Genomic DNA, 14,394 nt, shown 5'->3' with positions numbered 1-14,394 from the left:
CAGGGTGCAGGATCAGTTCCGGTACCGGTAGATGATCCGGCCGCGCGTCAGGTCGTAGGGACTGATCTCCACGAGCACCCGGTCGAACGGAAGGATCTTGATGTAGTTCTTCCGGATCTTCCCGCTGATGTGCGCGAGCACCTTGTGCCCGCTCTCCAGTTCCACCTGGAACGTGGCGTTGCGCAGGCACTCGACGACGGTGCCCTCGAATTCGATACCGCGGTTGGTCTTCGTCATCAGTGAAGTACGACCTCCAGGTTGCTGCCTGCGCGCTCGGCGCCGAGGGTGTCGAAGAGGGCCGTCGCGGCCCGGTTGTGCTCGCCGACCTCGGCCGACACCGTCCGGATCCCGGACCGGTGCAGGGGGCCGAGGACTTCGGCGAGGAGCGCCCGCGCGATGCCGCGGCGCTGCCGGTCGGCCCGGACCGCGACGAGGCCGATCCGTGGCTGCCGCGGCACCGGCGCGACCCGGAGCAGCCCGACGTACCGGCCGGACTCCGCCGCCACCGCGTACTTCGTCGGGTCCACCACCGTCGCGTCGTCCAGGCGCGGCAGCACCTCGGCCGGCATCTCCCGCCATCCGACGGAGGCCTCGACCTCGTCCCGGATCACGCGGTCGAGCGCGCGCAGGGGGTCCTTCTCCGATGCGCCGAGGGGGAGGATCGTCACGCCCGACGGCGGCTGTGCCGCGCCGAGTCCCGTGACGCGCGGGTCGGTGGGCAGGAAGCACACCCACTCGCGGCGCCGGGCCGTGAAACCGAGGCGCTCCCAACGGGACCTGAGGTCCACGTCGGCCTCGTCGACCATCGTGTGGAGCGGCCTCGGCAGGTCGGCGAGCATGGCATCGGCGAGCAGGCCGAACGCCGTGTCGTGCCAGGAGTCGATGCTGAGGAAGAGCCGCCCGTCGTGCCGGGGCCAGGCCTCACCGGAGCCGACCACCTGGTCGTCCTCCAGCGCGTGCCACTGCCGGTCGGCGACGCGTTCGATCACTGTCGTCTTCATAGGTCTTTCCCTTCGGGATCGCTTTGTTCCAGCGCTCCCGGCGACCTATGTCAATCGCCCGACCGTGGGGAGGAGAGGAGCACCCACATGCGTACTGCGTTCATGGGTCCCACCTCCTCGGTCTGCATCACGGTTCGTGCCAGACAGTAAGCGGGCCGTCGGACCCCTGTCCACACAATTAGAGGCAACGACAACGCCGCTGAGCCTCACGGCTCAGCGGCGTCATCGGACGTCAGGGGGCTAGCTCAGCAGCTCCACCTCCGCCACCGTCGCGGCCCCACCGGTGAACACCAGCCGGTAGTGCTTGTACGAGCCCGGCTCGCTCACCGAGAACGCCCGGGTCTGCTTGTCCCAGGAGAAGGACTCGCCGGACCGCTGGTCCAGCGTCTTCCAGGACGAGCCGTCGGCCGAGGCCTCCAGCTTCCAGCCCGTCGGGGCCTTCGTCCTGTCGTCCGACGTCAGCGTGTACTGCACGGCCTTCGCGCCGTCCGCGCCGACCGGCAGCTCCACCGACTCCGCACTCGCGCTCGTGGCCGAGGAGTTGTCGAAGAGCGGCCCCGAACCCGTGATCGCGTCCTTGCGCGGCGACGGCACCTTGTCGTCCTGCGTGATGGAGACCGGCGCCGCGTTCTTGCCGGTGCCCCACTTCGACGGCTTCGGGCCCATCGCGAACTCCAGGACCCCGCCCTTCGCGACGACCGAGTGCGGCAGCGACGTCGACGTCCAGTTCTTGCCGTTGACCTTCAGGCCCTGCACGTAGATGTTCTTCGTGCTGTTCTCGGGAGCCTTGACGACGAGGTCCTTGCCGTTCTCCAGGTGCAGCGTCATCTTCGTGAACTGCGGGGAGCCGATGGCGTATTCGCCGCTGCCCATGACCAGCGGGTAGAAGCCGAGCGAGGAGAAGAGGTACCAGGCCGACTGCTCGCCGTTGTCCTCGTCGCCGTGGTAGCCCTGGCCGATCTCGCTGCCCGTGTAGAGCCGGGAGAGGACCTCGCGGACCTTCTCCTGCGTCTTGTACGGCTGGCCCGCCGCGTCGTACATGTACGTGATGTGGTGGCCCACCTGGTTCGAGTGGCCGTACATGCCCATCCGGACGTCACGCGCCTCCGTCATCTCGTGGATGACACCGCCGTACGAGCCCGCGACGTCGTTGGTCGCCGTCTCCGGGGTGGCGAAGAACGTGTCGAGCTTCTTGGCGAGGCCGTCGCGTCCGCCGTAGAGGTTGGCGAGCCCGCGCGAGTCCTGCGGGGCGGTGAAGGCGTAGCCCCAGGCGTTGGTCTCCGTGTAGTCGTAGCCCCAGATGCGCGGGTCGAACTTCGACGACTCGACGCGCCAGTCGCCCTTCTCGCTCTTGCCCTGGAAGAAGCCCGCCTTCGGGTCGAACATGTTCACGTAGTCGCGGGCCCGGTTGAGGAAGTACTCCGACTCCTCCTTGTAGTGCTTCTCGCCGGTCTTCTTGTAGAGGGCCTGGCCCATCTGCGCGATGCCGTAGTCGTTGAGGTAGCCCTCGAGTGCCCAGGACAGACCCTCGTGGGTGTCCGTGCTCGTGTAGCCGAGGAACGGCGACGTCTGCATCCCCTTGCGGCCCACGCCCGCCGCGGGCGGCACGACGCTCGCGTTCTTCAGAGCCGCTTTGTACGCGGCCTCCGCGTCGAACTTGACGCCCTTGACGTACGCGTCGGCGAACGCCACGTCCGACGACGTACCGGTCATCAGGTCCGCGTAACCCGGCGAGGACCAGCGTGAGATCCAGCCGCCGTCCTTGTACTGCTGCACGAACCCGTCGACGAGCTCGCCCGCCTTCTTCGGCGTCAGGAGCGAGTACGCGGGCCAGGTCGTGCGGTACGTGTCCCAGAAGCCGTTGTTGACGTACGGCTTGCCGTCGACGATCTTCGCGCCGGTGTGGGTCGGGGTGTCAGGACCCGGCATCGGCGAGAACGGCGAGGCGTACTGGTACTTCGAACCGACCTTCTCGAAGCCGGAGTTGGGGTACAGATACAGCCGGTACAGGGACGAGTAGAGGGTGGTGCGCTGGTCGGCCGTGGCGCCCTCCACCTCGACTTTGCCGAGGAGCTTGTCCCACTGCGCGCGGGCGCTGTCCCGCACGGAGGAGAACGACGACCCGGACGGCAGCTCCTGCGCGAGGTTCGCCTTGGCCTGGTCGATGCCTATCAGGGACGTCGCGAGGCGCAGGGTGACCGCCTTGTCGGCGCCCGGCTTGAAGCGGAGGTAGCCCTTGGGCCCGGTGGAGTCGCCGCCGGTGACCGGGGTGTCGAAGACGCCGTAGACGAAGAGCCGGGTCGCGCCCGCGGAGAGCCCGGACTTCACGTCCGAGTATCCGGTGACGATGCCCTTGTCCTTGTCGAGCGTGAGGCCCGCCTGGTCGGAGACGTTGTCGAAGATCACGCTCGCGTCGTCACCGGGGTAGGTGAACCGCAGCATCGCCGCGTGGTCGGTCGGCGTCATCTCGGCCTTGAGGCCGTTCTCGAAGCGCACCCCGTAGTAGTAGGGGCGGGCCGTCTCGTTCTCGTGCTTGAACGGCAGCGCGCGGCCGGTGCGGGAGGTGTCCGGGGTGCCGGACGCCGCCGACGGCATCATCTGGAACGTCTGCCGGTCGCCCATCCAGGGGCTGGGCTCGTGGCTGGCGCTGAACGCCTCCATCGTGGGGAGGTTGTCCGCGTTGTTGTCGCGGCTGTAGTCGTAGAGCCAGCTGAGGGAGCCGGCGTTGGTCACCGGCGTCCAGAAGTTGAAGCCATGGGGGACGGCGGTGGCCGGGAACGTGTTGCCGCGCGAGAAACCGCCGCTGGAGTTCGTGCCGCGCGTCGTGACCGCGTAGTCCGACAGATGCGCCTTCGGCGGCTCCGGCTTCGCGGCCTTCAGCGCGATGTCGTCGACCCAGCCGCGGAACTTCGCCGGGCCCTTCGGCGAGTCGTACGCCACCAGGATCCGGTCGACGGTCTTGCCGGCCGCGACCGAGCCGATGGACGAGGCGACGGCGTTCCACTGGTTGACATAGAGCCGCTTGGCCGCGCCCTGGCCCTGCGGCGTCAGCAGGCCGCCGTTGCTGTCGGTGGCCTTCAGGTCGCTCAGATAGGTGCCGTCGGTGAAGGCGAGGTCCACGGAGACGTTGGTGGCGTCGTAGTCGCGGTCGCCGTCCGCCATCGACGGGAAGATCTTGTACGAGAGCTCCGTGTCACGGGCGACTGCCACGTCGACGTCGAAGACCTTGTTGTACGAGTAGGCGCGTGAGTCGGCCTTGTGCGTGCCCGCGTAGCGCAGGGCCTTCTTGCCGGTGAAGCCCGCGCCCGCCTTGGCGGTGGGGGAGCCGCTGGGGCCCTTGTCGACGAGGGACAGCATGTCGTCGGGCGTGGGCGAGCCGGCGTCGGCGGTGGCCAGCTGGAGGTCGGCGAGCTGCGTGGCGTCGTCCGCGCCGTTGTTCTTGGTGACCTCGATCCGGAAGTGCTGGTACTCGGCCGGGTTCTGGAGGTCGTACTTCTTGGTCTGGAAGCGGTCGGCGAAGCTCTCCCCGGTGCGGGTGTCGAGCGTCGTCCACTCCTTGCCGTCGGTGGAGCCCTTGAGGGTCCAGTCCTTCGGGTCGCGTTCGGCGTGGTCGTTGGCCGATGTCAGGGCGTAGTTCGTGATCTTGGCCGGCGCGTCCAGGTCGTACTCGACCCAGGCCGTGGGCTCGAACGAGAGCCACTTGGTGCTGGACTCGCCGTCGGTGAGGTTCTCCTTGGTCTCACCGCCGCCCGAGTTCTCGTCGCTGGCGCGGACCTCCGTGACATGGCTGTTGACATTGCCCGGAAATCCACCGCTGTCACCGCCGTCGACCCCGGACGACCGCTTGGTGCCGTCCGCGGCGGTATCCACCGTGTTCAGCCAGGTGGGGGCGGGATCGCCCGTTTCGAACGAGGAGCTGAACTCGCGGTCGGCGCGCGGCTGTTGGCCGGGGGACGCGGCGGACGCCCCCTGGCCGGCGGCGACGAGCGCGAGTGAGGCCGCCCCCAGGGCGGCCGTGGACCTAAGTCTGTGTCTGGATCTGCCATGCATTCGCGAGCACCCTCCCGGCGCGAGACAACGTTGTCAGTTCGCAGCGCAGGGTCCAGTAGGGAGGTAAGTCGGCTGTGGTGTCAAGGGTGTTGGAATCGGCGTGTGCGGCGCGCGGGACGAGAAGACTGGCGCGACCATCCATTAAGCGAGGTCATCGGTCGTCCGGGGCACGCATGGGCCGCTCAAGGGCGCCTCATATATCCGAGAGGTCTCAACTCGGGAAAGAACGCCGTCCAAACCTGCATTCGATCTTGCCCAGTTTATGTGAAGTGGACTATACCTGTCGGCGTCTGCTCAGCCGTTTCCACCGGCCGCGGACAGCGCGGGGGGATGGGGGAAACGGTGAGGCGCGTATCCGAGCGCCATCGGCCGTGTGTTTCCGACCGATCCCGGCGTGTAGACATCAGGCACGACCCCAGCTTCACATCACCGCGGTGCCGGGGAGGATCCGGTTCACCGCCTGAGTCCTGGAGAAGGCGAGGACTTGAGCATGGGATCCACCCCCGGCGTAGGCCATCGCGATCTGATCGAGCGGAGCGCGACTGTCGCTCCAACCACGGCCCCGGCGACCGCTTTTCCCACATCACTCAGCTGATCACCATCGGTGCCGCTGAGCGGCTCCGAGACGACGGCGAAACGCCCCGATGTGCATCTCCGCCGACATTTCAGGCGGAGACCCACACCAGGACGCGCTCAAAGAGAAGTGCGGCAAGCACGGGGCCATCCCGGCCCGGCAGCCGAACACGCAGCAAACCCGTACAGATCCAATCGATCAGTGAGGATGCAGAGATGACCATTCGTGCCGGCTCTCTTGACAGGCGGACGCTCCTGCGCGGGGCGATCGCAACTGCAGCCATGGGTTCGTTCGCGGTTGCGTGTGGCTCTCCCTCCAGCAAGGACAACGGTGACGGCGGCCCGAAGGGCAAGAAGGGCGCCAAGAACCCGTTCGGTGTCGCCGCGAACTCCAAGGTCGACGCGGCCATTTTCGACGGCGGCTACGGCACCGACTACGTCGACTACACCAACAAGGTCGTCGGGGACCAGATCAAGGGTCTCAAGGTCCAGGTCAAGCCGGTCGTCGACATCGCCCCGGAGCTCCAGCCCCGGTTCGTCGGCGGTAACCCGCCGGACCTCATCGACAACTCCGGTGAGGACCAGATCGGCTTCCTCAGCATCCTCGACCAGCTCGAGGAACTCGACGACCTCTTCGAGGCCAACACGTACGAGGGCAAGAAGATCGCCGACATCGTCTACCCCGGCGTCAAGGCCCCTGGCACGTTCAAGGACAAGTTCGTTGCGCTCAACTACGTGATGACGGTGTACGGCGTCTGGTACTCGAAGACGCTGTTCGAGAAGAACGGCTGGACGCCGCCGAAGACGTGGGACGAGGCGCTCGACCTCGGCCAGAAGGCGAAGAAGAAGGGCAAGTACCTCTTCGTCCACGGCAAGGAGGCGGCGACCTACTACCGCACGCTCCTGATCGACTCGGCGATCAAGGAGGGCGGCGACGAGGTCCGGCTCGCGCTGGAGAACCTGGAGAAGGGCTGCTGGTCGCACCCGGCCATCCAGGGAGTGATCAAGGTCATGGAGACCATGGTCAAGCAGAAGATGTTCGTCCCCGGTGGCTCCGGCACCCAGTTCCAGAAGGCGCAGGCGATCTGGAGCAACGACCAGAAGGCGCTGCTCTACCCGTCCGGTGGCTGGATCGAGAACGAGATGAAGAAGGCCACCAAGGCTGACTTCCAGATGACCGGCTTCCCGTCGATGACGCTCACCGACAAGCCGAAGATGCCCTACGAGTCGCTGCGCGCGGCGGCCGGCGAGCCGTTCATCGTGCCCAAGCAGGGCAAGAACCCGGCCGGCGGCAAGGAAGTGCTGCGGGCGATGCTGTCCGAGAAGGCGGCCGCCAACTTCTCCAAGACGAAGCTGGCCCCGACGATCGTCAAGGGCACCGTGCCCGCCGACGGTTACGGATCGTCGGCCCTCGTCTCGCAGACGAAGATGCTCGAGGCCGCCGGCACCAACATCTTCACCTACAACTTCGTCGAGGCCTACGGCATGAACACCGACCAGCTGGTGCCGTGGAACTCGTTCCTCGCCGGCGACATCGACGCCAAGGGCCTGACCTCGGCGCTGCAGAAGATCTCCGACAAGATCCGGGAAGACGACTCCGTCGACAAGATCAAGGTCAGCTAGCACTGCGATGAAAGACACGACCACCACCTCCGACACCGCGAGCCGCCGGCCGACGCCGGCCGCTCGCGGTGGGCGGCCCCGACGCCGCAAGCTCACCTTCGACCGGGTGACGTTCTTCCTCGCGTTCCTCGGTGTCCCGCTGGCCATTTTCGTACTCTTCGTCCTGTACCCCTTTGTTCAGGCGATCTTCTGGGCGATGACCAACTGGCGCGGCTTCAGCCCGGACTACGACTTCATCGGGCTGGACAACTTCACCAAGCTGCTCGAGGACGACATCTTCCTGAAGGCGTTGCGCAATGTCGCGTTGCTGGCGGCCTTCGTGCCCTTGGTGACGTTGACGCTCGCCCTGGGGGTAGCGGTGGCCGTCACCCTGGGCGGGCCCAGCATCGGCCCCGTCCGAGGGATCCGGGGCGCGTCGTTCTACCGCATCGTCTCGTTCTTCCCGTATGTCGTGCCGGCGATCATCGTCGGCCTGATCTGGGCGCAGATGTACGACCCGAACGCAGGCCTGCTCAACGGCATCCTCACCAAACTCGGTCTTGACTTCGAGGAGTTCTCCTGGCTGGGCCAGGAGTCGACCGCGATGCCGGCCCTGATGTTCGTCATCGTCTGGGGGCTCGTCGGGTTCTACGCGGTGCTCTTCATCGCCGCGATCAAGGGAGTCCCTGCCGAGCTGTACGAGGCGGCCAGGATCGACGGGGCAGGCCGGTTCCGGATGACGATCTCGGTCACCCTGCCGGCGATCCGGGACAGCGTGCAGACGGCGTACATCTACCTGGGCATCGCCGCGCTGGACGCGTTCGTCTACGTACAGGCGCTGTTGCCGGGCGGTGGGCCGGCCAACTCGACCCTTACGATCAGCCAGGATCTGTTCAACACCGCCTTCCGGAAGGGGCAGTTCGGATACGCCACCGCGATGGGGGTCGTCCTCGCCGTGGTCACCCTGGTGTTCGCGGCGCTGGTGTTCGCCGTCAACCGCCTGACGGGCGGCGGCGAGAGCGAGGGCAAGAAGAAAGCGTCTGGGTTCAAGGCTCGGCGTGCCGGAGCCAAGGGAGGTGCCCAGTGAGCGCCATAGCCGCCGACCGGAAGCAGGCGAGTGACCGCAAGCCGGCGCGAGACCGGAAGCTGACGAGAGCCGTCGTGAGCAGCGACCGCAGGTTCGCGGCGCTCTCGCACGGCTTGCTGATCCTGTGGTCCGTGATCGTGATCGTGCCCATGCTGTGGGTGCTGGTGTCGTCCTTCAAGTCGACCAGCGAGATCCTGTCGTCGCCGTTCACGCTGCCGGATCACTGGAGGATCGAGAACTACGAGCACGCGTGGACCGACGCGAACATCGGGAAGTACTTCCTGAATTCGGTGATCGTCGTTGTCTCCGCGTTGTTCCTGGTGATGCTGCTGGGCGCGATGTGCGCCTACATCCTGGCCCGGTTCGAATTCCCCGGCCGCCGGCTGATCTACTACGTGATGCTCGCCGGGCTGACCTTCCCCGTCTTTCTGGCGATCGTGCCGCTCTTCTTCCAGTTGCAGAACTTCGGGCTGCTGAACACGCGTCCGGGGCTTATCCTCACCTATGTCGCGTTCGCGCTGCCGTTCACGGTGTTCTTCCTCTACGCGTTCTTCCGGTCACTGCCGCACGACGTGTACGAGGCCGCGCTGATCGACGGTGCCGGTGACTGGCGGGCGTTCTTCCAGGTGATGCTGCCGATGGCCAGTCCGGGCATGGCTGCGGTGGCGATCTTCAACTTCCTGGGGCTGTGGAACCAGTTCCTGCTCCCGGTGGCGCTCAACACCAACCAGGACAAGTGGGTCCTGACCCAGGGGATGTCCGCCTACGCGTCCTCGCAGGTCTACGACATCGACTACGGCGCGCTGTTCGCGGCGATCGTGGTCACGGTGGTGCCCGTACTGATCGTGTACATCATCTTCCAGCGCCGGATCGCCGGTTCGGTGTCGCAGGGCACCTTCCGCTGACACCCACCGTCGCGCCGTACGGCCGGCGCCATCATGTGACCGCTGCTTCACCCGTTGCGCACAGGGGTCCGGCCCCGGAGAGAAGTCTCTCCGGGGCCGGACCCCTGTGCGCTGCCGATGGAACCGATTTCCGTCAAGGGCTTGACGGCATGGGCCGATTCTGCGGAACTTGGAGTTCATAACTTGTACAAGGCCCGGTCACTCTCCGTGTGATGCGGGCCACGGACGGCTCACTCACGGGGGGCCGCCCGACAACGGGCTAAGGGTGGGATGAGTCAATGGAGACTCCGGGGTCGCAGTCGTCGCTGCATCGGGCCAATCTGGAGCGGGTCGTACGCGCGGTGCGGCTCGCCGGTTCGCTCACGCAGGCGGAGATCGCGAGGACGACGGGCCTGTCCGCGGCGACGGTCTCCAACATCGTCCGGGAGCTCAAGGACGGCGGGACCGTCGAGGTCACGCCCACCTCGGCCGGGGGCCGCCGGGCCCGCAGCGTCTCGCTCAGCGGTGACGCGGGCATCGTCATCGGTGTCGACTTCGGCCACACCCACCTGCGCGTGGCGATCGGCAACCTCGCCCACCAGGTGCTCGCCGAGGAGGCCGAGCCCCTCGATGTGGACGCCTCCGCGGCGCAGGGCTTCGACCGGGCCGAGGAGCTCGTCGAGCGGCTCGTGGCGGCCACCGGCGTGGACCGTACGAAGGTGGCGGGCGTAGGGCTCGGCGTACCGGGTCCCATCGACGTGGAGAGCGGCACGCTGGGCTCCACGTCCATCCTGCCGGGCTGGACCGGCACCAAGCCCGCCGAGGAGATGAGCAGGCGCCTCGGCGTGCCCGTGCACGTCGACAACGACGCCAACCTGGGCGCCCTCGGCGAGCTGGTCTGGGGCAGCGGGCGCGGCGTGAAGGACCTCGCGTACATCAAGGTCGCCAGCGGTGTCGGCGCCGGGCTCGTGATTGACGGGAAGATCTACCGGGGGCCCGGCGGGACCGCGGGCGAGATCGGGCACATCACGCTCGACGAGTCCGGCCCTGTCTGCCGCTGCGGCAACCGCGGCTGCCTGGAGACCTTCACCGCCGCCCGCTACGTGCTGCCGCTCCTGGAGTCCAGCCACGGCACCGGGCTGACCATGGAGTCCGTCGTGCGGCTCGCGCGCGACGGCGACCCGGGGTGCCGGCGGGTGATCGCCGACGTGGGGCGTCACATCGGCAGCGGGGTCGCGAATCTCTGCAACCTGCTCAACCCCAGCAGGGTCGTCCTCGGCGGTGATCTGGCGGAGGCCGGAGAGCTGGTCCTGGGGCCCATCAGGGAGTCCGTGGGGCGCTACGCGATCCCCAGTGCGGCGCGCCAACTGTCCGTCCTTCCGGGGGCGTTGGGCGGCCGCGCGGAGGTGCTCGGGGCGCTGGCCCTGGCACTCAGCGAGATGGGCGATTCGACCCTTTTGGACGGATCTCTGTCCGTGGCGGCACCTGCCTTCACTTAGAGAACGCATGACACCGTTGCCATCTCGTTAAGGATTTACTCCTTGACGCCGGGGTTGCGGCCGAGTTGACTTCCCGCTACCTCGGCCGCAACGTCGCGGCCTCGTCAGGGAGGTTTCTGAAGTGAACACGCGTATGCGTCGTGCCGCCGTTGCGTTCTGTGCCACTGGTATGGCCGTCTCTCTCGCCGCTTGCGGCAGCGCCAAGGAGTCCGGCGACAAGGACAGCGGCGACAAGGCGAGCTCGAAGAAGGGCGACGCGATCACCGTCGGCCTGCTGCTGCCGGAGAACCAGACCGCGCGCTACGAGAAGTTCGACAAGCCGATCATTGAGAAGCAGATCTCGACGCTCACCAATGGCAAGGGCAAGGTCGAGTACCTGAACGCCAAGCAGGACGCGACCGTCCAGTCGCAGCAGATCGACACGATGATCACCAAGAAGGTCGACGTGCTGATCCTGGACGCGGTCGACTACAAGGCCGTCGCCGGCGGTGTGAAGAAGGCCAAGGACGCGGGCATCCCCGTCGTCGCGTACGACCGCCTGGCCGAGGGTCCGATCGAGGCGTACACCTCGTTCGACAACACCGAGGTCGGCAAGACGCAGGGCGAGGCGCTGCTGAAGGCCATGGGCGACAAGGCCAAGCCCAGCTCCAAGATCGTCATGATGAACGGCGCGATCACCGACCCGAACGCGAAGCAGTTCAAGGACGGCGCGCTCTCGGTGCTCAAGGGCAAGGTGAACATCGCCAAGTCCTACGACACCAAGGAGTGGAAGCCGGAGAACGCCAACGCCAACATGGACGCCGCGATCTCCGCGGTCGGCAAGGACAAGATCGCCGGCGTCTACTCCGCCAACGACGGCATGGCGGGCGGCATCATCACCGCGCTCAAGGGCGCGGGCCTGAGCAAGCTTCCCCCGGTCACCGGCCAGGACGCCGAGCTCGCGGGTGTGCAGCGCATCGTCACGGGCGACCAGAACATGAGCGTCTTCAAGTCGTACCCGCAGGAGGCCGAGACCGTCGCCAAGATGGCCGTCGCGGTCGCCAAGGGTGAGAGCCTCGACTCCATCAAGACCGGCACGGTCGACAGCGGCACCGAGAAGGGTGTCCCGTCCGTGATCGTCCCGGTGGTCTCCCTGACCCAGGACAACATCAAGGACACGGTCGTCAAGGAGGGTTACTACACCCTCGACGACATCTGCACGGCCAAGTACAAGGCCGCCTGCGACAAGATCGGCCTGAAGTAACCAGGCCGGAGTCGCCTCGGCAACTCCCCGGTCCTGCACGGGACATGAGCGCACCTTGAAGGAGCGCCCCGTGTGAGCGCGTCCGGCGCCCCGCCGCCGACAGCCCCGCAAGCTCAACGGCGGGGCGCCGGACGGAACGACGTACGACAGCACCGTCCCTGCACGTACGCACCCCCCTCTCAGCCTTTTCTGTTCAACCTCCCGCCGGGTCAGGCCTTTGGCGGCGAAGGAGATGGTTCACGTGTCCGCTACGCCCGTGCTGGCGTTGCGCGGAGTCTCCAAGCGATTCGGTGCCGTCCAGGCGCTCACCGATGTAGAGCTTGAGGTCCACGCCGGTGAGGTGGTCGCCCTGGTCGGCGACAACGGCGCCGGAAAGTCCACCCTTGTCAAGACGATCGCCGGTGTGCACCCCATCGATGAAGGTGTCATCGAGTGGGACGGCAAGGCCGTCGCGGTCAACAAGCCGCACGACGCCCAGAACCTGGGCATCGCGACCGTCTACCAGGACCTCGCGCTGTGCGACAACATTGACGTCGTCGGCAACCTCTTCCTGGGCCGTGAGCTCAAGCGCCGCGGTGTCCTCGACGAGGTCGAGATGGAGCGCCGCTCCAGGGAGCTGCTCGACACGCTGTCGATCCGCATCCCGAGCGTGCGCATCCCGATCGCCTCGCTCTCCGGCGGTCAGCGCCAGGTCGTGGCCATCGCACGCTCCATGCTCGGCGAGCCCAAGCTGGTCATCCTCGACGAGCCGACGGCCGCCCTCGGCGTCGAGCAGACGGCGCAGGTCCTCGACCTCGTCGAGCGGCTGCGCGAGCGCGGCCACGCGGTCATCCTCATCAGCCACAACATGGCCGATGTGAAGGCCGTCGCCGACAAGGTCGCCGTCCTGCGGCTCGGCCGCAACAACGGCGTTTTCGAGGTCAAGACCACCTCGCAGGAAGAGATCATCTCCGCCATCACCGGCGCCACGGACAACGCCGTGACCCGTCGTGCGGCGCGCACCAACGCGGAGGCTCAGAAGTGAGCATCGAAAAGACCGACAAGCCGCAGGCCCCCGTGGACGCCCCGGCGGTCGCCGGCGACGCGAGTGTCGCCGTCGACCCCCGCCTCCTCGTGCGCGAGCAGGGATTCGCGGGCTACATAGGCGAGTTCAAGCGCAAGATGCGCGCCGGTGACCTCGGCGCCACCCCGGTCGTCATCGGCCTGATCGTCATCTGCGCGATCTTCCAGAGCCTCAACTCGGCGTTCCTGGGCGCGGAGAACCTCAACAACATCTTCGTCGCCATGGTCGCGACGGGCATGATGTCCGTCGGCATCATCTTCGTGCTGCTGCTCGGCGAGATCGACCTCTCGGTCGGCTCCGTCTCCGGTGTCTCCGCGGCGATCACGGCCGTGATGAGCGTCACCCACGGCGTCAACGAGTGGGTCGCGGTCCTCACCGCCCTCGCCGCCGGTGCCGTCATCGGCGCCCTGCACGGCTTCTTCTTCGCCCGGATCGGCGCTCCCGCGTTCGCCGTGACCCTGGCGGGCCTGCTGTTCTGGAACGGCTTCATGCTCCAGATCCTGGGCTCCAACGGCACGATCAACATCGACAGCGACGGCGTGGTCGGCAAGCTCACCACGTACTACTTCTCCGATGTCGCCGCCGCCTACGGGCTCGCGGTCGTCGCGGTCGCCGGCTACTTCCTGTCGGCCTTCCTCGGCAACCGGCGCCGCGAGGCCGCCGGGATCCCGTCCCGCCCGCTGAGCGAGCTCGTGCTGCGCACGGTGCTGCTCGCGATCGCGGCCTTCGCCGTGGCGATCATGTTCAACCAGTACAAGGGCCTGCCGCTCGCCGTGCTGCTGTTCGCGATCGTCCTGGTCGCCAGCGACTTCGTTCTGCGCCGCACCTCGTACGGCCGCAAGATCTTCGCGCTCGGCGGCAGCGTCGAGGCGTCGCGCCGCGCCGGTATCAACGTCACGGCGATCCGCGTCTCGGTCTTCGCCGTCGCCGGTCTGTTCGCGGCGGTCGGCGGCCTCTTCTGGGCCTCCAAGATCGCGGCGGCCAACCAGAGCGCCGGTTCCGGCGACCTCCTGATGAACGTCATCGCGGCGGCCGTCATCGGCGGCACCAGCCTCTTCGGCGGCCGGGGCCGCACCTGGAACGCCCTGCTCGGTGTGCTCGTGATCACGTCGATCCAGTACGGCCTGGCCCTCCAGGGCATCGCCACCCCGATCCAGTACATGATCACCGGTGGCGTGCTCCTCGCCACGGTCGTCATCGACTCGGTCACCCGCAAGACCCAGAAGTCGGCAGGCCGCGCCTAGGACCTCTCGTTCGGATCACGCTGGGCACCAGCCTGATCCGAACGACAGACCCTGGCGGTCGCGACGCTCCCTGGATCCTGTGCCCGGCGCCAATGACGACGCCGGGCACAGCCATGTCACGAGAGCGCCACCGAACGTGAGTACTCCT

Annotated in this window: 10 protein-coding genes; 7 read left to right on the top strand and 3 right to left on the bottom strand. The window is 67.2% G+C overall.

What is annotated here, in order from left to right:
• Window positions 1-12 precede the first annotated feature (12 nt).
• From infA to OHO83_RS13940, 3 genes are all read right to left on the bottom strand, one after another.
• Complete coding sequence (gene infA / locus OHO83_RS13950) at window positions 13-237, bottom strand: translation initiation factor IF-1 (RefSeq protein WP_266675021.1); 225 nt, start codon at window positions 235-237, stop codon at window positions 13-15.
• Complete coding sequence (locus OHO83_RS13945) at window positions 237-1,001, bottom strand: GNAT family N-acetyltransferase (RefSeq protein WP_330279556.1); 765 nt, start codon at window positions 999-1,001, stop codon at window positions 237-239. Before OHO83_RS13945 ends, infA begins: the two co-directional genes overlap by 1 nt.
• A 240-nt stretch (window positions 1,002-1,241) precedes the next feature.
• Window positions 1,242-5,051 (bottom strand): GH92 family glycosyl hydrolase, encoded by a 3,810-nt coding sequence (locus OHO83_RS13940; RefSeq protein ID WP_330279555.1) that lies wholly within the window; start codon window positions 5,049-5,051, stop codon window positions 1,242-1,244.
• Window positions 5,052-5,840: 789 nt separating this feature from the next.
• On the opposite strand from OHO83_RS13940, the gene ngcE reads away from it, so the two are divergent.
• The 7 genes from ngcE to OHO83_RS13905 all read left to right on the top strand — a co-directional run bounded on the left by ngcE (window position 5,841) and on the right by OHO83_RS13905 (window position 14,246).
• A complete protein-coding gene (ngcE, locus tag OHO83_RS13935; protein WP_266675024.1) occupies window positions 5,841-7,247 on the top strand; it encodes an N-acetylglucosamine/diacetylchitobiose ABC transporter substrate-binding protein in 1,407 nt (468 codons plus the stop codon).
• A gap of 7 nt (window positions 7,248-7,254) precedes the next feature.
• Window positions 7,255-8,313 carry a carbohydrate ABC transporter permease gene (locus tag OHO83_RS13930; protein ID WP_329569420.1) on the top strand — a complete coding sequence of 353 codons (1,059 nt, stop codon included), beginning with the start codon at window positions 7,255-7,257 and terminating at the stop codon, window positions 8,311-8,313.
• Window positions 8,310-9,218: a carbohydrate ABC transporter permease gene (locus OHO83_RS13925; protein WP_266558836.1), complete on the top strand. Its 909-nt coding sequence runs from the start codon at window positions 8,310-8,312 to the stop codon at window positions 9,216-9,218. The genes OHO83_RS13930 and OHO83_RS13925 overlap by 4 nt, the downstream gene beginning before the upstream one ends.
• Before the next feature lie 278 nt (window positions 9,219-9,496).
• On the top strand, window positions 9,497-10,696 hold the full coding sequence (locus OHO83_RS13920) for an ROK family transcriptional regulator (protein WP_227297903.1): 1,200 nt from the start codon (window positions 9,497-9,499) through the stop codon (window positions 10,694-10,696).
• Between the two features lie 121 nt (window positions 10,697-10,817).
• Window positions 10,818-11,939: a sugar ABC transporter substrate-binding protein gene (locus OHO83_RS13915; protein WP_330279554.1), complete on the top strand. Its 1,122-nt coding sequence runs from the start codon at window positions 10,818-10,820 to the stop codon at window positions 11,937-11,939.
• Window positions 11,940-12,171: 232 nt separating this feature from the next.
• Window positions 12,172-12,963, top strand: a complete 792-nt coding sequence (locus OHO83_RS13910; RefSeq protein WP_227297905.1) for an ATP-binding cassette domain-containing protein — start codon at window positions 12,172-12,174, stop codon at window positions 12,961-12,963.
• Window positions 12,960-14,246, top strand: a complete 1,287-nt coding sequence (locus OHO83_RS13905; protein WP_266675027.1) for a sugar ABC transporter permease — start codon at window positions 12,960-12,962, stop codon at window positions 14,244-14,246. The genes OHO83_RS13910 and OHO83_RS13905 overlap by 4 nt, the downstream gene beginning before the upstream one ends.
• Window positions 14,247-14,394: the final 148 nt, after the last annotated feature.

This window comes from Streptomyces sp. NBC_00569 (genome assembly GCF_036345255.1).
Classification (GTDB): domain Bacteria; phylum Actinomycetota; class Actinomycetes; order Streptomycetales; family Streptomycetaceae; genus Streptomyces.
The sequence above is the reverse complement of the archived record's forward strand: the minus strand, read 5'-3'. Positions and strand labels throughout refer to the sequence as shown.

What these genes read in the sequence shown, in the direction of transcription:
- OHO83_RS13940 (WP_330279555.1), bottom strand. Translation starts at nt 5,051, where the DNA reads ATGCATGGCAGATCCAGACACAGACTTAGGTCCACGGCCGCCCTGGGG.
- OHO83_RS13930 (WP_329569420.1), top strand. Translation starts at nt 7,255, where the DNA reads ATGAAAGACACGACCACCACCTCCGACACCGCGAGCCGCCGGCCGACG.
- infA (WP_266675021.1), bottom strand. Translation starts at nt 237, where the DNA reads ATGACGAAGACCAACCGCGGTATCGAATTCGAGGGCACCGTCGTCGAG.
- OHO83_RS13910 (WP_227297905.1), top strand. Translation starts at nt 12,172, where the DNA reads ATGGTTCACGTGTCCGCTACGCCCGTGCTGGCGTTGCGCGGAGTCTCC.
- OHO83_RS13945 (WP_330279556.1), bottom strand. Translation starts at nt 1,001, where the DNA reads ATGAAGACGACAGTGATCGAACGCGTCGCCGACCGGCAGTGGCACGCG.
- OHO83_RS13920 (WP_227297903.1), top strand. Translation starts at nt 9,497, where the DNA reads ATGGAGACTCCGGGGTCGCAGTCGTCGCTGCATCGGGCCAATCTGGAG.
- ngcE (WP_266675024.1), top strand. Translation starts at nt 5,841, where the DNA reads ATGACCATTCGTGCCGGCTCTCTTGACAGGCGGACGCTCCTGCGCGGG.